The organism is Pseudomonas sp. TE21394, from assembly GCF_054057835.1.
This window is the reverse complement of record NZ_JBSRZR010000001.1, coordinates 4,177,633-4,196,925: the sequence shown is the minus strand read 5'-3', so window position 1 is coordinate 4,196,925 and position 19,293 is coordinate 4,177,633. Positions and strand designations below refer to the sequence as shown.

The following is a 19,293-nucleotide window of genomic DNA, read 5'->3' as shown; positions in this document are numbered from 1 at the left end:
TTCGGCCAGAATGACCCGCTCGGCGCCAAAGCCTGGACATACAGATGCTCACCACCCTCGCCATCGGCAACTACCGCTCGATCAACCACCTGGTGCTGCCGCTGAGCCAGCTCAACCTGGTGACCGGCGCCAACGGCAGCGGCAAATCCAACCTGTACAAGGCCCTGCGCCTGCTCGCCGAAACCGCCCAGGGCGGCGTGGTCGCAGCGCTGGCCCGTGAAGGCGGGCTGGATTCGACCTGGTGGGCCGGGCCCGAACCCAGCGCCCGCATGCAGCGCGGCGAAGTGCCGATCCAGGGCCAGCACCCGAGCCAGGCCAAACGCCTGCGCCTGGGCTTTGCGACGGCGGACCTCAGCTTTGCCATCTCCCTCGGCCTGCCGATTCCGTTGCCGTACCCGTCTGCCTTCATGCTCGACCCCGAGATCAAGTGCGAAGCCATCTGGGCCGCGGGCGCCTACCGGCCCGCGTCGTTGCTGGTGGAGCGCCGGAACGCCCTGGTGCGCGCCCGCGAAGGCAACAGCTGGGCGGTGCTCGACCAGCATGCCGACAGCGGCGAGAGCTTTTTCAACATTGTCGGCCGCCCGCGCCAGGCGCCAGAGATTGGCGAGCTACGCGCGTACATCAACAGCTGGCGCTTCTACGACCACTTCCGCATCGACCGCGACGCCCCCTGTCGCCAGCCACAGCTGGGCACCCGTTCACCGGTGCTGCACCACGACGGACGCAACCTCGCCCCGGCGCTGCAAACCATCCTCGAAATTGGCGATGTCGAAGACCTGATGGCCGCACTGGAGGACGCGTTCCCCGGCAGCCGGCTGGCGATCGATGCACCGCCTGGCGGGTTGTTCAGCGTGCGGCTGCACCAGCACGGGCTGCTGCGGCCGCTAGCGGGTGCGGAACTGTCGGACGGTACCTTGCGCTACCTGTTGCTGATGGCCGCGCTGCTGACACCCCGCCCGCCCTCGCTGATGGTGCTGAACGAACCGGAAACCAGCCTGCATGCCGACCTGCTGCCCGCCCTGGCGCGCCTGATCATTCGCGCTTCGCAACGTAGCCAGGTGTGGGTGGTGTCGCACAGCCGGCCTTTGATCGAGGCGTTGAGGGCGTGCGACGGGTGCAATGTGCTGGAGCTGGAGAAAAGCCAAGGGCAGACCGGGTTACGCGGGGTTGGCTTGCTGGATGGGCCGCTGTGGCGATGGCCTGATTGAATCTGCGCCCTTGCGGACCTTGAGCCATGTGCCACTTCCGTCAGCCAACGCCGTTAGCCCCAACCTCCTCCATGAAATCCGCAAGGTAGGTTTTCAGCCGCGCGTGGCGTTCGGCAGCCAAGCGCGCCCCTTCCGCCGTCTTGAAGCCCGATGCCAGCTTGAGCAGCTTGGTATGAAAGTGCTCGATGGCGTAGGCCGTATCCTGATACGCCCGCCCCTGCGCAGCGGGATTCTCGAAATCGTACAGCGCCGAGCCCATCCGCCCGGATACGTAGAAACATCGGGCAATACCCACCGCACCGATGGCGTCCAGGCGATCACTGTCCTGCAGAATTCGGGCTTCGAGGCTCGCCGGCTCGAAACCTGCGGAATAGCTGTGCGTTTTGATCGCATGGGCTACTTGCTCGACACGCGGCAACGCCCAGCCAAGCGCGGTGAGGATGGCGCTGGCCTTGTCGGCCGACAAGCTCGACGCCTGCTTGCGCAAAGGTGAGTTCTTTTCGACCGGCACACAGTCGTGCAGTAACGTCGCGGCCAGCAGTACTTCCAGGTCGCCGCCCTCTGCCCGCTGGATGCGCTGCGCGTTTACCCATACCCGGTGGATGTGGGCTAGGTCGTGGGAGCCGTCTTGGTGGTCTGGCGGGAGATGTTTCAGCAGTTGAGCGGCGAGGTGTTGGAAAGGGGCGAAAGCTTCGCTGGTCATCGCTGGTGCGTTCCATTTCGGGTGAATGCGCTGCAGCAAGCGCTACGAGCTGTGAAGGATAACGTGCGAAAAATCAGAAATAGGCACTTCCATGTAGGCCGTTTCCCAAAGATACTCCCTGCGCCTGTTTTTCGTTGCACATGGTCAACGTGGATTCTAGTCTCGGCTGGTCGCTGCCAATTCAGCGACCGGTTTTGACAGACTGCTGACGTTGTCCTCATGTGCACGCTTTAATGGCGGCTGTACGTGCGGGCACCCTGTGGTGCGCCGAGTGCCAACGTCTCGGTCTGTCAACCCGCGTACAGCTGCCACCCTCTTGTTTGACAGCAAGGACGAGGTAGCTCCATCTACTACGTTGGAGTTCCATCATGCTCAAGATCGTCCCCGATCCGCCCCACGCCCACCAATCCCTTGAAGACACTCTGATCCAGGCAACGGATTACGCATTGTGCGCGTCGACTGTTGTACATCAGGCGATGCTGCTGCATCCCAAGTCATCGGCCTCAATTCTCATGATGGCGTCGATGCATGAGCTGGAGACGCTGCGAGCCCTGCTTGAGCAAGCGCTGATCCAGGTGCAAATGCCCTCTGAGCCTCAGACCTTGCACTAAGGCTTCAACGATGTGTCGCCTGAGCTGGCTTGCCGGCGATAGGGCCAGCGCAGGCACTAGCGATTTTCGGGGAGATTGAACAATGCCTACTGAAGAAACCAGATGCACCGTCGGCAAGACCACCTTCTACCAAGGTGCAAACCAGACCCATCCCCTCTTCCGCATCGAAGCCGGCATCCCTTGCCAGAGCGCCCGCGAACAGGCCTCGGAACTGATGGGCTACGCACGGGACCTGACCCTGGACGGCTTGATGGAAGACAAGCCTCAGCTGATATGGGCTTCGCACTACCTGTGCGCGTTAGCCAAGGCGCTGATGGACGATGCCGAGCTGGGCATGATGCGCTGAACATCACTCACTGAATTGCCTTCAAGATCTGGAGCGAAGCACAGACTTGAAGGCAATTCGTACGCCCTGCCACATGGCTAATCAGCAATGCTGCTGATCAGAACACCGACCATCCAATACGGGAACTCAGCAACTCAAGCGCCGCCATCCCGGCCAGAGAGTTGCCCGCAGCGTTCAGCTCAGGTGACCACACGCACACAGTGAATTGCCCCGGCACGATCGCCACGATGCCACCGCCCACACCACTCTTGCCAGGCAGCCCCACGCGGTAGGCGAAATTGCCCGCCTCGTCATACAGCCCGCTGGTGGCCATGATCGAGTTCACCTGCTGGGTCTGGCGCGGGGTGAGAATCTGCGAGCCGCTGTGCTTGCAGAAGCCATCGTTGGCCAGGAAGCAGAACGCCTTGGCCAGGTCGAGGCAGTTCATTTGCAGCGCGCAATAGCTGAAATAGCTACGCAGCACCGTTTCGACCTCATTATAGAAGTTGCCAAACGACTGCATCAGGTACGCCATGGCCGCGTTACGCGCGCGGAATTGGTACTCCGAATCAGCAACGCGCGCATCGATCGAGATATGCGGGTTGCCCGACAGCCGCCGCACGAAATCGCGCATCGACAAGGTAGGTGCTGCAAAGCGCGACTGGTTGATATCACAGATCACCAACGCACCCGCGTTGATGAACGGATTGCGCGGGCGCCCGCGTTCGAACTCCAGCTGTACCAGCGAGTTGAACGGCTGACCGGAGGGCTCATGGCCAAGCCGATCCCAAATGGCCTCGCCCGAATGGCCAATCGCCTGGACCAGGCTGAACACCTTGGAAATACTCTGCACCGAAAACGGCACCAGGGCGTCGCCCGCGCAGTGATAACTGCCATCGTTGCCGTAGACGGCGATGCCCAACTGGTTCGCCGGCACGTCGGCCAGCGCAGGGATGTAGTCAGCCACTTTGCCCTTGCCGATCAAGGGACGTACTTCTTCGAGAATCTCGTTCAACAGCGTTTGCATGGAGGGCCCTGTATCAATCCCCAGACGACGGCTTAGGGGTAGTGTTCTTGACGAAGGTTAAGCGGGAGAAATCACACATTCGACAAGAAATGGCGGAGGCTACCATGCCGGGCTGTGGCCATGGGGCCAGCAGGATCAGCCAGGCTTGTGCCTCCACGTGGCAGTGGGCAAGTCATCAGGGGATACAACGTGAACGGCTCGATGCAGGTTGCACTTAGCGGGCGGTTTTGTGGCGAACGTAAAGCGCACTCGCGCCACCTGTAAGCTGCCGTGCCTGTAGCTCGAACGCATGTGGATGCCCCTTGATCAGATCGCTCAGCTTCTTGAAACCATGCGTACGCGGATCGAACTCCGGTCGGAGCTTTGTTATGTTTGCGCCCAGCATCCCCAAGCTCGCCCAGCCCTCCTCGTCAGCAAGGTCGTCCAGAATCTTGTTGATGAAGCCAACCGGGACTTTCGGCTTTTTGCGAGCAACTACGTCTTTGTTCGGCTTGCCGGCGCCGGAAGCGGCATCAGCGTCACCTGCCACTTGCTCGCAGACAGGCGGCAACACCTCCTCGCGCAACAGCTCGGTGTAGACAAACTTGTCGCAGGCGGCCACGAATGGCTTCGGTGTCTTCTCTTCACCAAACCCATAAACGGTCAGGCCTTCCTCACGCAGGCGTGAAGCTAGGCGGGTGAAGTCGCTGTCGCTCGAAACCAGGCAGAAGCCATCGAAACGTCGGGTGTAGAGCAGGTCCATCGCATCGATGATCAACGAGCTGTCGGTTGCGTTCTTGCCTTTTGTGTAGGCGAATTGCTGGATGGGCTGGATGGAGTAGTCGAGAAGGACCTTTTTCCAGCCACCCAGTTGTGGGCCGGTCCAGTCGCCATAGATGCGTTTGACGCTGGCTACGCCGTATTTGGCAATTTCTTCGAACAAACCCTCAACGATGGCGGCTAGGACGTTGTCGGCGTCAATCAGTACTGCTAGATGATTCTGGGAATGATTCGCGCTGTGACTTTCCATGAGTTGTCCTTAGAAACCAACCATATCTCCAAGAGTGCGGGAAATCTCACCTCCGATATCAAATCGCATCGCGCACTTACCATCCGTTGGCGAAAGCTCATGCTTGCCGCTTTCTAGCCGCGACCAAACTGGTTACGAGATACGCGAATGGAAAAATTTTGGTTCTTCACGGATTGCCGGGAAAGTCATTCTTGATCTTCATGAAGAAGAATTCGCTGTCCCGGTAGCCGTAAGCCATCCGCTTGATCACCTTGATCCGGTTGTTGATGCCCTCCAACTGCCCCGTGTGCATGGGCCAGCGCACCCTACTCAGGATGCCGTGCCAGTAGCTCTTCAGGCGTTTAGCGAACTGCTTCAGAGCCGGTATCGCGCTTTCATCAGCCATTCGTAGCCAGTGCTTCCAGGCTGATCGCCAGCCCCAGGCTGTGGTGGGTGACCACAGCGCTTTGAGTTCTGCCTTCATCAGATAAACCGTCATCAACGATTGATTAGCCGCAAGCAGATCCTGCAGGCGCACCTGCTGATCTTCACGCTTGAGATTCTCCGGATTACGCAGCAGCAGCCACCGCGCTTGCTTGATCACCTTGCGAGCAGGTTTGTCATGGCGCAGACGGTTAGCCTCATCGACTCGCACACGATCAATCACTTCTCGTCCATATTTGGCGACCACATGAAACAGGTCGTAGACCACTCTCGCCTGAGGGCAGTGCCGGCGCACCTCCAGGTCAAATGCGGTATTCATGTCCATTGCCACGGCCTCGATCCGCGCACAGCCCTCACGCCCCAGCTCTTCGAAGAAGGGCCTGACGGCAGCTCGGCTGCGTCCTTCGCCGATCCACAGCACCTGGCGAGTATCGGCATCCAGCACCACGCTGGCGTAGCGATGCCCTTTGAACAAAGCAAACTCGTCCATCACCAAGCGTCTGGGCTGGGCCTTCGGCAGCTTCTCCAATGCGGCTTGTAGCGCCCGACGCTCCAGCAAACGCACGCTGTCCCAATGCAAACCAAACAGCTCGGCGACGTGCAGGGTGGGCAGGCGTCGGCAAGCCTGGATCACGGCTGCAGCCAAACGCTTGGTCATGCGCGAATAGCGGTCAAGCCAGCTGACTGACTCCATTCGCTTGCCGCATGCATTGCACCCGACACGCCGCAGTTCCACATTCAGCCGAACTGCGCGGCCAAGAATGGGCAGGTCGCGGATCGAGCGCTGGCAGTATTCGTGGGTGGTGGTGCTGGGCCGATGGCAGCCGCTGCAGGTGGGGAATCTGGTGGGCTGAGGGATCAGGTCGATCAGCAGGTCATCGCCGTCAGGCCTGATGGCGATGACAGAAAAGCCCTCCCAAAAGGGCAGAAACGTATTAATATCGTGCACAAGAACGCCGGTTTGTAGATGTGTTTGCTCGCACGAACATCATCCATCAAACCGGCGTTCTTGTTTCTATATTTCCCGGGATTCCGTGAAGAACCAAAATTTTTGGGTCCAGAAGCCATTAAAGAAAGCAGCCAGCGTTGCACTCTGTGTCTTCAGGATAGATCTGCCCAACGCCGAGCACCTTTTTCTCCGTTCCGGCCCCCTGATACTTCATTGTCTTTGGTACGGATAGCTCGAGACTGGGCGTGTCAGGACAAAGCACTATGCCTGATCTGCCAAGCCCCTCGTCCCCCAATTGCCTTTGACCGTTCATAAGCGCGAACAGCTGTACTCGGAAGGCTATCGTTGGCATTATTGGCACAACGCCACCACAGCGCAAACTCTCTCGTTTCAGGCATTAAAATATGGAATTGACGGTGCGGGTCATGATGGCCGGTCGTGAGATTGACCGAATTATGCGGACGCATGAGAACGTCGACGGGAAGCTCTTCGTTTGGTACCGACGAAGACAATGGCCTGTTGACGAGGGTTGCATCCATGTCGATGCATTACCCGAAATACCCGCGACCTTCGAGAATGCAGCCCTTCTTGCTGACCTCAGACCGTTCCTCGACCTCATCGAAAAACCTCTGACCGTTGCTTTGACTGACTGTACAGCTCTGCTGCGATCCAGATTTCCAGAAGTGCCCGATGCTACCGTGATTTCCATAGCAACCCTCGTGCAGCTGGGGCTCAAGCTTGTTGCAAAGGAAGTTCTCATGGACTTCCTTGAGCTGCAGCATCAGTCCCGCTCAAATGCCGAGCCGACTCCTTCCGCCTCCGAGCACGCTCATGCTGTGGCAGAGGACGCCTCATTTTTCGACTCGGCTGACGTCAATTTCGGAGAGCTGCCAGAGGCAATAGAGGGGGATGAAGACTGGTTATTCGACTGGCAGCCTGAGCTTGGGTGGAATGCAACCGAGACAGACGACTCCGAGCTGCGTGACCTTGCTACAAAAACACAAAAGCTGATCGGCTCTCATGTAGCGCTAGAAACTGGGCTTCGCATCGCAAGCTTAGGCGAGCTACCAGCTGCCGACGACTGGAGGATTATCGCTCCTACTACAGCTAACAGGGACGTTCTCAGTGATGCTGAAACCGAGTCTTCTTTGCCCTTGGAAAATGATCTTGGACCTCGAGTGCCCGCGCTTGCCGCTGCTGTAGGAGGATCGGCGCTACCCTCGCCACAATTGGCATTCATTGTCCAGAAAACTGCTGGACTAGGCGAGGCAGCCCTTGAGGTATTGCGGTATTTTGCCGACAACCCTGATGACAAAAGCTCACATGCCGAGGAGTTCACCGGCATTCCGCGCGGAATGATCAACGCCCTCCTTACAGGAACCCTGAGCAACTATGTTGAAAAAACCAAGTCAGGTGGCTGGGCATGCCATACGTGGGTCCAGGACGTTCTGACCATCATGGACGGCAACCTCGAGTGACCTCAGAGATTATCAAGCTCCTCCCTTTGGACTTTGAGGAACTCCAACACATGCCCGAGAATTCTGGCCGGGCTTCTGAGCTCGCACTCCCAGATTGTGAGCACCTTCCATCCATCTGCTATGAGCGCACGTCTGGCACAACCGTCTCTTTTGACATTCTGGGTGAATTTCGCTTGCCAGAAGTCTGCGCGACTCTTGGGGGTACTGGCGTAACGACAGCCATCATGGCGGTGCCAGAAACATCCATGGACAAATATACAGGTTCTGAATCTGGGGAGTACAATGTCCGGGCTTCCCGGAAGGTCCCGGCGATGAAGCCGAAATCGGTAACCGTTGGCATGGAGGAAGCGCCGTACGATCATCTCAGGTCGTGTGTTTTGCCCCCTGATACCAGCCATCATGCGAGATCGGGTTGCCGTGTCAACGATATCCATTCATCTCCCTTTTACAGCAGCGTGAATTCATGAGTCGTACCTATCCCATCCAGGTAGTGGATCTGTTTGCAGGACCTGGAGGCCTTGGAGAAGGTTTTTCCTCTCACCTGAGCGATGGTGCTGAAACCTTTGAAATCAAGGTTTCAGCCGAAATGGAGACATCCGCAAGATCGACGCTGCGACTTCGGGCATTCTACAGACTCCTCAAGCGCGAATTCCCGGAAGCTCTTGAGGACTATTATCACTTCTGCGAGACCGCAGATGTGGAGAATCCTTACACCAGACGAAGCCATTCCGCTTGGAAACACGCTGACAATGAAGCACAGCAAATCGAACTGGGAACTCCAGAAGGCAACAGCAAGCTGGACGGTCTTTTGGAACATCGCCTCGATGAGTCCAAGCCGTGGGTCCTGATTGGCGGCCCGCCTTGCCAAGCATATTCGATCGTGGGGCGTGCCCGAAACCAGGCCAAATCCGATTACAGGGCAGAAAATGATCACAGGCACTTCCTGTACAGAGAGTATCTGAGGATCATTCAGCGCAAACGACCTGCCATTTTCGTGATGGAAAACGTCAAAGGCATCCTGTCATCGACGGTAGGTGGCAATCAGATGTTTCCGCAGATCTTGCGCGATCTGGCAGATCCGGACGCCGCCTTCGGTGAAAGCACTACTGGACCCAAATATCGCATTTGCTCGCTTGTCACTGATGACATCTATGAAAGCGGAGCGGATCCGGACAGCGTATCCCCTGCAAATTACATCATCCATGCAGAAAGATTCGGAATACCTCAAGCCCGACATCGAGTGATTCTGCTAGGTGTTTCCGAGGAATATCTAGGCGCAGTAGCTGATCACAAGCTGCTCGAGACCGCGCCTCCCAGCATCGACCAAGTCATCGGAAATCTGCCTCCCCTGCGTAGCACATTGACTCGCCAGGCAGATTCTCCTGAGCTCTGGGCTGACGTGGTCAAGCAACATCTCGCAGAGCTGGCCGAATCATGCGATAACAAGAACCATGACACTGCAAGCGACGTCATGCTGGCGCGCCGACTTGGCATAATGGCTGACAGCTTTAGCAGCAACGGCTGGACTAATGGTGGCCTGCGTATGCTGAAACGCCCGGAATGGAGTGGCGAAACCGGAACTCATCTCGATAAATGGCTTCATGATCCTCGACTTCGCTTCTGGCTCAATCACGAAGCCCGGGGGCACATGAGCTCCGACCTTCGTCGCTACGTCTATGCAGCGGTGTTTGCCGATGTCAAGAAGGGCTCCCCCAAGGGCCATCAGGACTTCGATTTGCCAGGTCTTGAACCTGACCACAAAAACTGGAAGACAGGGAAGTTCAGCGATCGCTTCAGAGTACAGCGGGCTGGAATTCCATCGACAACAATCACCAGCCACATCGCAAAGGACGGCCACTATTTCATCCATTACGATGCCAAGCAATGCCGCAGCCTGACTGTTCGCGAAGCCGCGCGACTGCAGACATTCCCAGACAACTATTTTTTCTTGGGTAACCGAACGCAGCAGTTCCACCAGGTCGGCAATGCAGTGCCACCACTTCTGGCACGGCAGATTGCCGATGTCGTCGCAAGAATTCTGAAAAATGGCAAGAGCTCGGAGAATCCGGTAAAGCTGCCAATCAAGCAGTTCCGCATGTTCGAAACGGAGAGTTGATGTGGAGCCATCCCCTTTCAAGACCCGCAGCGCCCCCCCCAAAGCCAGTGCGATGGTCGAAGCGCTTCGTGGGCTTGGTTATAACGTTCAAACGGCGCTAGCTGACATCATCGATAACAGCATTGCTGCTGGAGCTAACGAAGTTCGACTGAAGTTTGATTGGGCAGATGAGGCGAGCTTGATTTCTTGCTTGGACAACGGCAGGGGCATGACAGAGTCAGAGCTTGATCGAGCAATGAGACTCGGGGAGCGTAACCCACTGGAGGAGCGCACCTCGGCGGATCTCGGCCGCTTCGGAATGGGACTCAAGACGGCCTCATTCTCCCAATGCAGACGCCTGACCGTAGCGACTAAAGCCGTAGAAGGAGTGCACTGCCTGCGGTGGGATCTGGATTTTCTTGCGAGCAGTGCAGATGACGGATGGCATCTTCTTGAAGGCCCCCACCCGGGGTCCGAAGCGAACATTTCCATGCTATCGAAGCAGTCATCCGGCACGTTGGTCCTCTGGGAGCTGCTGGATAGAATTGTGACCAAAGGGAGTACCGTCAAAGACTTCCTCAACTTGGCCGACAAGGTAGAACAGCACTTGGGGATGGTGTTTCACCGCTATCTGGAAGGAAGCAAACCTCGGCTGAGGATTCTGCTCAATGATCGCCCTGTAAAACCATGGGACCCTTTCATGAGCGGCCACCCGGCCAAACCCTTCAACCCCCCGCCCTTTCGACATCATTCCGCATTTGGAATAGAGGCTGAATGTCACGTGTTACCCCACAAAGACAGGCTCACTCCGTTCGAATTCGATAATCTGTCAGGTCCGGAAGGATGGACTGCACAGCAAGGATTCTATGTCTACCGAAACGAAAGGCTTCTAGTGGCAGGCAGCTGGCTCGGATTAGGCTCCGGTCGATCATGGACTAAAGACGAGGCGCACAGGCTTGCACGAATTCGTCTTGATATTCCCAACTCCGCTGATGCGGATTGGAAGATTGATATTCGCAAATCTACTGCTCGACCACCCGTATATCTTCGATCTTGGCTTACCGGCCTCGCAGAGGAAACAAGAAGCCGTGCCAGAAGAGCATTTGCTCACCGTGGCAAACCTACGCTGATGGGCAACAGACAGTTGATCGAAGCTTGGAGGGTCGAGCACCTTTCCAGCGGTGTGCGCTATCGGGTCGACAGCGAACACCCTGCGGTTCGGGCAGTTTTGGATGACGCTGGCTTACTGCTGCCGCAGATCAAGGCGATGCTGCGTGTAATCGAGGAAACTGTGCCTGTTCAACGCATATGGATCGACACTGCAGAAAGCAAGGATACCCCTGCGACCGGATTCGATCAGACACCTCCCGAAGAGGTTTATGAAGTTCTGAAGATCATGTATCGAAGCTTCGTAAAGAAAAAAGGCTATTCTCCTGCCTCGGCAAAAGCCCAGTTACGTATTACCGAGCCTTTCCATGCCTTTCCTTCCTTGGTGGATTCCCTTCCCGACAACATCTAATGGAGCTAGACCCCTCATGTCCGAGGAAAACAAGTGGACTGTGATTCAAGTCGTCCAGACCATGCTGGGCGAATTGGATGAAAAGACCCTGATTACTCCGGAACTAATCTCCGAACATATCGACAAGGTCCTTAGCATCATGCCGAAGCGCGGCATCGGCCTGGACCGCGACGCTGTCACCGAAGAACTTATCAGCCGTTTCAGTATCTGGGTTGGCGATGATGCTTCCTTGGTCAACATGGAAGGCCATGTCCCATGGCTAACAGCCGAACGTAAACAAAATTGGCGGTACTGGCAGAGGTATCGCGAATGGCAGGAACGTAAACTTCCATGGAAAGCAATGGAGGGGCTGGACAAGACAACGGATCAGACGCTCTCCATGCTTGAGGACCCTAAACGCGACGGGACCTGGGACAGGCGCGGCATGGTGGTCGGCCATGTGCAGTCAGGTAAGACTGCAAATTATACTGGTCTGATCTGTAAAGCTGCAGACGCAGGTTACAAGATTATTATCGTGCTTGCCGGGCTCCACAACAATTTGCGCTCGCAAACCCAGATGCGCTTGGATGAAGGCTTCCTAGGCTACGAAACGGCGGCGACCAAGAATGGCAGCCATCGCCTCATCGGCGTGGGATTGATTGACGGATCGCACGAGCAGCGCCCTCAATATGTGACAAACCGGGCAGACAATGGTGACTTCAACCTTCGATTTGTGAACAACCTTGGTGTTTCGCCTGAACACAAGCCTTGGCTATTTGTAGTCAAAAAGAACAAATCCGTTCTTACAAGATTACTCAAGTGGCTTCACAGCCATGTCGCGCGCTCCGTTGATCCGGAAACCGGCAGACCTTTGGTAACCCATCTACCTCTGCTCATCATTGATGATGAAGCAGATCATGCCTCGGTGGATACTGGTGAGCACGTCATTGGCGACGATGGCAAACCTGATCTTGAACATGAGCCCACAGCGATCAACAAACTTATCCGGCAAATTCTACATTCATTTGCAAGGAAGGCTTATGTCGGGTACACCGCGACTCCCTTTGCCAATATTTACATTCACGAGCATGGGACTACAAAGCGCGAAGGGCCAGATCTGTTCCCATCGGCATTTATAACCAACCTTTCTGCTCCATCGAACTATATCGGACCGTCTCGCGTCTTTGGTCTAGCTGGCGAAAATGGTCGCGATGGTGCGCTCGACCTAATACGCACTGTGGAGGATCACTGCTCTGAGGATGGTCGAAGCGGCTGGATGCCAGTCGGGCACAAAAGTGCCTATGTTCCGGAAGAAGATATGCCTGCGTCGCTAGTCGAGGCCATTCAAGCATTCATTTTGACGTGCTGCATTCGCCAGCTGCGCGGGCAACAAAACGAACACTCGTCGATGTTGGTTCACGTTACACGATTCAATCTGGTCCAGCAGCACGTCCATCGACAGATCGAGGATTACGTGTCGCTTCAAAAGCAGCGCGTCATTCGCAAGATTGATCACGATACATTCATTTCTGACCTTCGCAAACTTTGGGATAATGATTTCCTTGCAACGAGCCAAAGAATTGCAGACCAGACCTCCGAGGACATGTACCGCACTATCCCGGATTGGGACGAGATCGAAAGACTGCTGCCCAGCGTGCTAGACGATATAAAGATAAGAATGATCAATGGTACAGCCAAGGATGCCTTGGACTATGTCGAAAGCACGGAGGGACTGAAGGTCATTGCTGTGGGCGGTGATAAGCTAGCACGTGGATTGACTCTTGAAGGGTTGTGTGTAAGTTATTTCCTGCGCGCCTCCAAGATGTACGATACTCTAATGCAGATGGGACGATGGTTCGGATATCGTCCGGGCTACCTAGACCTTTGCCGGCTCTATACCACACCGGATCTTGTCGAATGGTTCGAGCATATCGCCGATGCAGCGGAAGAACTGCGAGCAGAATTTGATTATATGATGGAGAGTGGGCTTACACCGCGGGATTATGGACTGAAAGTAAGATCACACCCAGTTTTGATGGTTACCTCCCCACTCAAAATGCGGACAGCCAAGACGCTATACCTTTCGTTCAGCGGCCAGCTACTTGAAACAGTAAGCTTTTTCAAGGAAAAAGATAAGCTAATATCAAACTTGAATGCACTTATCTCTCTTTCAAAGGCGCTTGGCAAACCTAGAGATATTCCGCCACAAGAGCGTAACGGCCGCCAAGATAGATGGAAAGGTGTGAGCTGGAATAATGTATCTGCTCAACATGTCGTCGACTTCCTTCGATCCTACCAGACCCATCCTGACTCCCGAAAAGTACGCAGTGATATTCTCGCCGATTTTATTGAAAAAATGAGCTTGTCAGGTGAGTTGAACGCTTGGACTGTTGCAATCATTGGTGGGGGCGAAAAAGCAGCTGAAGACATTCTTGGTCACCCCATTAACCGAATGAAGCGGACAAACAAAGCGCCAGCAACAGAGGACAAATACTCCATAGGCCGACTCTTGTCTCCTCAGGATGAAGCTATCGATCTCGATGAAAGTTCATGGAATGCTGCCCTGCGACTGACGCAGGAGGCTTGGAAACCTGATCCAGCACGGGCTCGTGGGCAAGAGCGCCCGGAAATCCCAAGTGGCCCATACATTCGTCAGGTGCGAGGGCTCGGCAAAGGCGGAGTGACTGCCCACCCAGAACGCGGCGTGCTCATGATTTACATTCTGGACCCGAAAGCCAGCAAAGTTGAAGATGTCGATACACCAGTCGTTGCATTTGCGATCAGTTTTCCCTCAAGCACAAAAAACCAATCAGTACCATACGTAGTTGCAAATCTTCTTTGGGAGCAGGAATACGGTGGTAGTGAATAGCAGCAGGGTTTTGACGATATGGAGAGCCTTGCTAGGTGAGCTTACGAGTCCAGGCTGGCGATCTATCGATCTTTTTCAGACCGGTACCTGCCTTATCAAGTTGGCACGACACTCACCGAGCGGCCATGAAGCGATATTGATAGGTTTCGCTAATGCTCAATTGGCCCGGACCTCGCTACTTCCAAAAGGACAAGGCTTCCGGATGGAGCGTGCCAATTTGGGCGAGTCATCCGGTGGCCGTCAGTGGCTTGCAGTAGTGAAGCAGCCTTCGGGATGCGTTGACCTGTTTGCTGCGGTAGTCGCTGACATCACTGCGCTCTTGGCTGCATCTAGAGATAACAGTGAGGACCTGCTTTACCAACGCCTCATGGGACGAGTCAGAGGCTGGCAGGAGTTCATGCGAAAAGGGCAGGAGGGCTTGACCAACGAAGCCGAGCAAGGACTTATCGGAGAACTATGTTTTATCAACCAGCTCATCGAATCAGGCACGCCTACCTATTCGGTGATAGACGGTTGGAAAGGACCCGCAGACGGCCTCCACGATTTTGTTCTCGGTATTGGCTCCATAGAAGTAAAATCAACAATTGGTAAAGAGGGGTTTCCAGTGAGAATTACCTCACTGGATCAGCTTGACGATTCTCGCAGCTCTCCCCTTTATCTTGCAGGAATTCGTCTGGGCATCAGTGATCAAGGGAAAACGCTGACGGAGTACGTAGCGAATATTCGAACCACACTGCAACTCGATCTGGCAGCTCTGACTCTATTTGAAAAAGCGCTGCATGATGCAGGGTACCTGGATATGCATTCTGAATATTATTCCAGAAAATTCCTGCCGATCGAGCTGAGAATGCTGCTTGTGGACTCGAACTTCCCCAGATTGATCCCATTTAACACGCCCGCAGCTATTTGCTGGGCGCAATACGAAATCGACCTCTCCTTGATAGCGATCGAAAAGCTGTCGTTGCCAGAAGTCCTTGAAAAGCTTGGAGTAATTTGATGGAGCTGGTAGAGTTCCTGCAAGACACACAGACAGCTATCAGAGATGAGCTGAGCAAGGATTTTGTACCTGGTAAAATTCCTGTCTCTGCAGAAGAGCTGTTTACCGAGCAGGTAATGAACCATTTGAGTGACCAAGGCATTACGTTTGATACCAATGTTTGTCATTACGAGGCCAAAGTCGGCAGACACAAAGTCAAGCTCAGCGGCTATTCTGTATCGGATACAACAGATGAAGCAGGCAATCCAGACCGACTGGACCTTTTTGTAAGTTTATACAAGGGATCGGACCAAGTTGAGCTGCTCGCCGACCAAGAAGTCGCTCGAGCAGCGTCTCAAGGTATTCAATTCCTGAGGTTTTGCGCAAACAATCAGCTTTCCAAGCAACTGGACGAAACCAATAATGTTTACGCATTAGTTTCTGAAGTTGAGCGTATTTTCGCGAACCTCGATAGCATCAGAGTTTTCATAATCACGGATGCTCGAGTCAAGACTCGAGATTATGCACCTCACGAGGTAGAAAACAAACAAGTTCGAGTAGAGGTAATGGATATTCAACGCCTCTTCAACCACCTGCAACAAGGTCACTCCAGAGATGAACTTGTTGTCAATTTCCCAGACCTGTGCGGAGGTCCATTGCCAAGCGTCTGGGTACCCGGATCTGCCAATGATGAATATGATTACGCCCTGACGGCTGTCCCAGGCAATGCACTCAGAGCGCTTTACGAAAAATACGGGCCGCGTATTCTTGAAGCTAACGTCCGCTCTTTCTTAGGAGTCGGCGCAAAAGGGGTCAACAAGGGTATTCGAGATACACTGCGAGATACCCCCGAACGCTTCATGGCTTACAATAACGGGATCGTAATTGTGGCCACTGCCAGCGAGCTGGGGCGAGCAAATGATGGTTCAGTTGGTATCTCATCGCTTAAAGGTATGCAAATTGTCAATGGCGGCCAGACCACTGCTTCCATATACTTTGCCAAGCGAAAACAGCCCGACCTAGATCTCGATCATGTCAGGGTGCCAGCAAAGATTATTGTACTTCGCTCTGAAAATAACGATCCTGATGAATTAATTGCAAAAATTTCCCGCTTCGCAAACAGCCAAAACGTGGTAAAACAATCTGACCTCTCTGCCAACAAGCCCTTCCACCGTGAGCTGGAAAAAATGTCTATGCGAATCTTCTGCCCGGACGGCATAGGCAGATGGTTCTACGAACGATCGGCCGGCAGCTACAAAGTGATGCTGGAAAAGGACGCAATCACGCCAGCGCAAAAAAAGAAGTTACAATCGGAAATCCCAACATCAAGAAAAGTGACGAAGCCCGAACTTGCAAAATATCTATTTGCATGGAGCCAAAAGCCCAACATCGTAAGCTTGGGATCGCAAAAGAATTTTCAGGCTTTTATGGACGAACTTTCAGAAGAAGAGGAAAGAGGACACGATATTTTACCATCACCTGAAAAGTATAAAGCAATGATAGCCAAAGCAATCATTTTCAAATCGGCACAGCGTATCATTCGCCCTATGTTCCCAGCATTTCAGGCCAATATTGTTGCTTATACAGTGGCACTGCTTGGATTTAAGTTTGAAACAAATTTCAAATTTGACATCGTATGGCAAAAGCAACGAATTTCTCTTGCTTTAGAAGAACAAATTGCGCGCTGGGCAACGGAGGTGGACTATGCATTACACCAAGGCGCTGGCGGGAAAATGATATCCGAATGGGCGAAAAAACAAGAGTGCTGGGAGAAAGTCAAGAACCACAAATATACGATTCCGCGCACAGACATACCGGAAGTTAGCTAGACATTCTTTGAAGGCCACATACTTTTTTGATTTTTGTAGCCTGCCAACGACCAAAGTAGGTCAGCACATGCGCAGGTTGACAAACGCCCAATGCACTGCATCGGGCGTTACACTTTCAAAGAAACGCTAGGTTTATATAAAAAGCACCTTTTATCTAGAAAGAACATGGAAGTTGTTTTCAAATAAAACCTTTTCACTTGCTAACGAAACCTCAAGCGACTCAGCTGCAATAGCCTCATCCAAACGGAAGTACTGAACGTTCAAGTATTCAAAGATATCACCAAACACATCCAAACTCTTCCCCACCTCAAACCTAGCCCGTCTAAACAATGGCCAATTGCAACTAGCAACAAACTCCATCTTCTTATGATATCCAAAAGCTTGAACTCTAAATGCAGACCATGAGATAGCAAAACAGTAGATAGGTCCAATTGCTTTCCCCTCGGGGAGTTTTAGCCGCAGCGATTTGACAATGTCCACTTGAGATTTACCTTTTAACCACTGGCTGACAGCCAAAGCCCAGGAGTCCACCTCAGATGCTAGGTTCTTTGCCTTGCTTCTCATTTTATTAATATCGTGAGTGAATGAGTCCTGCCACTTTAGCTGAAAGAAAGCGAGCCCACCGGACAAAGTGTCGTAGACAACACCATCTATATCAGTCAGCACTTGATTTTTTTCCCGCAGCTTTATGTTTCCAGGTATTCGTATATACCGATTACCCATAAACAGATAATACAAGTGCTTTCGAAACCAATCCTCACGCGGAGCACAAAGCATATTGATAAACTTATTATCACGTTTATGCTGTAGCTCTATTATTGAATAGAACGGATTTCGAAGAAGGCTAGACAATGGGCGTAAAATCATTCCGTTCCCCATATCAAACAATAATGGCCGAAGATGACCACCACTCTTATGCCATGTAAGATCTCTTTCTCCGTAACATATAGCATCCAACGCTGCTAAAACTAGATCTCTTTCGAAGCCTGTGTGCGCCTCCACTGTTTCGCACAAGTCTTCTTTTGTTGTCCAAATCGTCAAGCTTTGAGGAATCGAAATATTAGGAAAGGAGAAGCGAGCAATATTCGCGAACCCTATATGCTTACAGTGTAAAGCGAGAACCACTGCAACAATTACAATAAAATGTGGCGCGCTAACGCCGTTAATCTTCACGTCGGGATGAAGACCTGCAATATCTCGCGCAGAGATTACATAGTCTAAGGCATAGGAAAAATAGTGCGCATCTATTTCAGGAAGTGCATCATATCCCATCATCACTCCCCGACCATAGTCAAAAGGAAAGATAAGAGGCTTCATTAGTAATTCTAGATCTTCAACCTTTTTATCACTATGTACTCCACTATTATTTACGCCATAGAAAGCACCATACTCTGAGATCCCTTCAAAATCACTGCCGAACTCAAATTTTTCCCAGCCATTGACTATTGGAGAAGACGTTTTCTTGATGAATATATCGAGCTCATCCGTTAGCTCATATTCAAGTGCATCCATCACCTGATATTTTATTGACTCTTGAAGCCTAACAACTATCCTTCCATTCTCTCGATTGACCTCTGCTAAATTAGCCTTAACAAAGCTAGCCACGTTCCTTAAATAGGCAACTAAACCAAACCTGAACAATAGGCGCCTGGCATTCAATCTAGATCGAGGCGTACTTTCCGTCATCGGGAATCCTGGTTTATCAAGACCAGAAAAAAGATGTTCGATAGCTAGATCCCACCCCAAATTCATCACATAACATTCTGCCGCCGTGCCACTTTGTTCCGCACTCATTTCATGCTTATAAATCGCCCAATAATCAAAAACTCTCATTACCTCTAAAAATACACTGATCCGGCTGAACCGATTAGCCGGAAGCCCACTCAACAGTCTCTCTAACTCACAGTCTGCTAGTTCAAGCAGCAAAACATCGGCCTTTTCCATGACTACCTTCTCCTGAAATTAATCTAAGACTATACCACTCGAAAGCAGTACTTATGACTGAAGAACTACTCATACTAAAAGCCAACTAAAAATCTTGGCCTACGACAATTAAATGCACTTTGAATTCAAATACTAAATATAGACCAGTAGATACGAGGTGCGAAGGCCTAGGGGCTAAGTTGGAGAAAGTGCGCTTTATAATTTCGTGAAAAAAAAAGCCCAGTCGTTACCGACTGGGCTTTTTCGTTTCAATAATGGTCGGGACGGAGTGATTCGAACACTCGACCCCTTGCACCCCATGCAAGTGCGCTACCGGGCTGCGCTACGCCCCGACTGGGCTTTGAAGCAT

15 protein-coding genes and 1 tRNA gene are annotated in these 19,293 nt (G+C 53.1%); 9 read left to right on the top strand and 7 right to left on the bottom strand.

Annotated features, from left to right (window positions below):
* Positions 1-44: 44 nt before the first annotated feature.
* A complete protein-coding gene (locus ACVWZT_RS19225) occupies positions 45-1,208 on the top strand; it encodes an AAA family ATPase (protein ID WP_457470804.1) in 1,164 nt (387 codons plus the stop codon).
* A 40-nt stretch (positions 1,209-1,248) separates the two neighbouring features.
* Here ACVWZT_RS19225 and ACVWZT_RS19220 read toward each other — a convergent pair whose 3' ends face one another.
* On the bottom strand, positions 1,249-1,911 hold the full coding sequence (locus ACVWZT_RS19220) for an HD domain-containing protein (RefSeq protein ID WP_457470802.1): 663 nt from the start codon (positions 1,909-1,911) through the stop codon (positions 1,249-1,251).
* A 368-nt stretch (positions 1,912-2,279) separates the two neighbouring features.
* On the opposite strand from ACVWZT_RS19220, the gene ACVWZT_RS19215 reads away from it, so the two are divergent.
* Together ACVWZT_RS19215 and ACVWZT_RS19210 are read left to right on the top strand one after the other, a co-directional pair.
* Positions 2,280-2,522, top strand: coding sequence for a hypothetical protein (locus tag ACVWZT_RS19215; protein ID WP_457470801.1), 243 nt, complete (start codon positions 2,280-2,282; stop codon positions 2,520-2,522).
* An 82-nt stretch (positions 2,523-2,604) separates the two neighbouring features.
* Positions 2,605-2,868 carry a DUF3077 domain-containing protein gene (locus ACVWZT_RS19210; RefSeq protein WP_457470799.1) on the top strand — a complete coding sequence of 88 codons (264 nt, stop codon included), beginning with the start codon at positions 2,605-2,607 and terminating at the stop codon, positions 2,866-2,868.
* Positions 2,869-2,965: 97 nt separating this feature from the next.
* Here the strand turns inward: ACVWZT_RS19210 and glsB are convergent, their stop codons facing one another.
* The 3 genes from glsB to ACVWZT_RS19195 all read right to left on the bottom strand — a co-directional run bounded on the left by glsB (position 2,966) and on the right by ACVWZT_RS19195 (position 6,255).
* Complete coding sequence (glsB, locus tag ACVWZT_RS19205) at positions 2,966-3,874, bottom strand: glutaminase B (RefSeq protein WP_457470797.1); 909 nt, start codon at positions 3,872-3,874, stop codon at positions 2,966-2,968.
* Positions 3,875-4,088: 214 nt separating this feature from the next.
* Positions 4,089-4,883 (bottom strand): NYN domain-containing protein, encoded by a 795-nt coding sequence (locus ACVWZT_RS19200; protein ID WP_457470796.1) that lies wholly within the window; start codon positions 4,881-4,883, stop codon positions 4,089-4,091.
* 166 nt (positions 4,884-5,049) lie between these two features.
* On the bottom strand, positions 5,050-6,255 hold the full coding sequence (locus tag ACVWZT_RS19195) for an ISL3 family transposase (protein WP_457470794.1): 1,206 nt from the start codon (positions 6,253-6,255) through the stop codon (positions 5,050-5,052).
* 404 nt (positions 6,256-6,659) lie between these two features.
* Between ACVWZT_RS19195 and ACVWZT_RS19190 the strand changes: the two genes are divergently transcribed.
* Positions 6,660-7,733: a hypothetical protein gene (locus ACVWZT_RS19190; RefSeq protein ID WP_457470793.1), complete on the top strand. Its 1,074-nt coding sequence runs from the start codon at positions 6,660-6,662 to the stop codon at positions 7,731-7,733.
* Positions 7,734-7,735: 2 nt separating this feature from the next.
* Here ACVWZT_RS19190 and ACVWZT_RS19185 read toward each other — a convergent pair whose 3' ends face one another.
* Positions 7,736-8,167 carry a very short patch repair endonuclease gene (locus ACVWZT_RS19185; RefSeq protein ID WP_457470791.1) on the bottom strand — a complete coding sequence of 144 codons (432 nt, stop codon included), beginning with the start codon at positions 8,165-8,167 and terminating at the stop codon, positions 7,736-7,738.
* 29 nt (positions 8,168-8,196) lie between these two features.
* Here ACVWZT_RS19185 and ACVWZT_RS19180 point away from each other — a divergent pair, with 29 nt between their 5' ends.
* Genes ACVWZT_RS19180 through ACVWZT_RS19160 form a run of 5 tightly spaced genes read left to right on the top strand, consistent with a single transcriptional unit; the run spans position 8,197 to position 17,000 of the window.
* Positions 8,197-9,849, top strand: a complete 1,653-nt coding sequence (locus ACVWZT_RS19180; RefSeq protein WP_457470789.1) for a DNA cytosine methyltransferase — start codon at positions 8,197-8,199, stop codon at positions 9,847-9,849.
* 52 nt (positions 9,850-9,901) lie between these two features.
* On the top strand, positions 9,902-11,347 hold the full coding sequence (locus ACVWZT_RS19175; protein WP_457472115.1) for an ATP-binding protein: 1,446 nt from the start codon (positions 9,902-9,904) through the stop codon (positions 11,345-11,347).
* Between the two features lie 16 nt (positions 11,348-11,363).
* On the top strand, positions 11,364-14,195 hold the full coding sequence (locus ACVWZT_RS19170; RefSeq protein WP_457470787.1) for a Z1 domain-containing protein: 2,832 nt from the start codon (positions 11,364-11,366) through the stop codon (positions 14,193-14,195).
* Positions 14,182-15,192: a PD-(D/E)XK motif protein gene (locus ACVWZT_RS19165; RefSeq protein WP_457470786.1), complete on the top strand. Its 1,011-nt coding sequence runs from the start codon at positions 14,182-14,184 to the stop codon at positions 15,190-15,192. The genes ACVWZT_RS19170 and ACVWZT_RS19165 overlap by 14 nt, the downstream gene beginning before the upstream one ends.
* Positions 15,192-17,000, top strand: coding sequence for an AIPR family protein (locus tag ACVWZT_RS19160; RefSeq protein WP_457470785.1), 1,809 nt, complete (start codon positions 15,192-15,194; stop codon positions 16,998-17,000). The genes ACVWZT_RS19165 and ACVWZT_RS19160 overlap by 1 nt, the downstream gene beginning before the upstream one ends.
* A gap of 150 nt (positions 17,001-17,150) precedes the next feature.
* Here the strand turns inward: ACVWZT_RS19160 and ACVWZT_RS19155 are convergent, their stop codons facing one another.
* Together ACVWZT_RS19155 and ACVWZT_RS19150 are read right to left on the bottom strand one after the other, a co-directional pair.
* Positions 17,151-18,944, bottom strand: coding sequence for a hypothetical protein (locus ACVWZT_RS19155; protein WP_457470783.1), 1,794 nt, complete (start codon positions 18,942-18,944; stop codon positions 17,151-17,153).
* 255 nt (positions 18,945-19,199) lie between these two features.
* Positions 19,200-19,276: transfer RNA gene (locus ACVWZT_RS19150), tRNA-Pro, on the bottom strand.
* Positions 19,277-19,293 lie beyond the last annotated feature (17 nt).

What these genes read in the sequence shown, in the direction of transcription:
- ACVWZT_RS19210 (WP_457470799.1), top strand. Translation starts at nt 2,605, where the DNA reads ATGCCTACTGAAGAAACCAGATGCACCGTCGGCAAGACCACCTTCTAC.
- ACVWZT_RS19180 (WP_457470789.1), top strand. Translation starts at nt 8,197, where the DNA reads ATGAGTCGTACCTATCCCATCCAGGTAGTGGATCTGTTTGCAGGACCT.
- ACVWZT_RS19185 (WP_457470791.1), bottom strand. Translation starts at nt 8,167, where the DNA reads ATGGATATCGTTGACACGGCAACCCGATCTCGCATGATGGCTGGTATC.
- ACVWZT_RS19155 (WP_457470783.1), bottom strand. Translation starts at nt 18,944, where the DNA reads ATGGAAAAGGCCGATGTTTTGCTGCTTGAACTAGCAGACTGTGAGTTA.
- ACVWZT_RS19160 (WP_457470785.1), top strand. Translation starts at nt 15,192, where the DNA reads ATGGAGCTGGTAGAGTTCCTGCAAGACACACAGACAGCTATCAGAGAT.
- ACVWZT_RS19170 (WP_457470787.1), top strand. Translation starts at nt 11,364, where the DNA reads ATGTCCGAGGAAAACAAGTGGACTGTGATTCAAGTCGTCCAGACCATG.
- glsB (WP_457470797.1), bottom strand. Translation starts at nt 3,874, where the DNA reads ATGCAAACGCTGTTGAACGAGATTCTCGAAGAAGTACGTCCCTTGATC.
- ACVWZT_RS19215 (WP_457470801.1), top strand. Translation starts at nt 2,280, where the DNA reads ATGCTCAAGATCGTCCCCGATCCGCCCCACGCCCACCAATCCCTTGAA.
- ACVWZT_RS19175 (WP_457472115.1), top strand. Translation starts at nt 9,902, where the DNA reads ATGGTCGAAGCGCTTCGTGGGCTTGGTTATAACGTTCAAACGGCGCTA.
- ACVWZT_RS19200 (WP_457470796.1), bottom strand. Translation starts at nt 4,883, where the DNA reads ATGGAAAGTCACAGCGCGAATCATTCCCAGAATCATCTAGCAGTACTG.
- ACVWZT_RS19225 (WP_457470804.1), top strand. Translation starts at nt 45, where the DNA reads ATGCTCACCACCCTCGCCATCGGCAACTACCGCTCGATCAACCACCTG.
- ACVWZT_RS19190 (WP_457470793.1), top strand. Translation starts at nt 6,660, where the DNA reads ATGGAATTGACGGTGCGGGTCATGATGGCCGGTCGTGAGATTGACCGA.
- ACVWZT_RS19220 (WP_457470802.1), bottom strand. Translation starts at nt 1,911, where the DNA reads ATGACCAGCGAAGCTTTCGCCCCTTTCCAACACCTCGCCGCTCAACTG.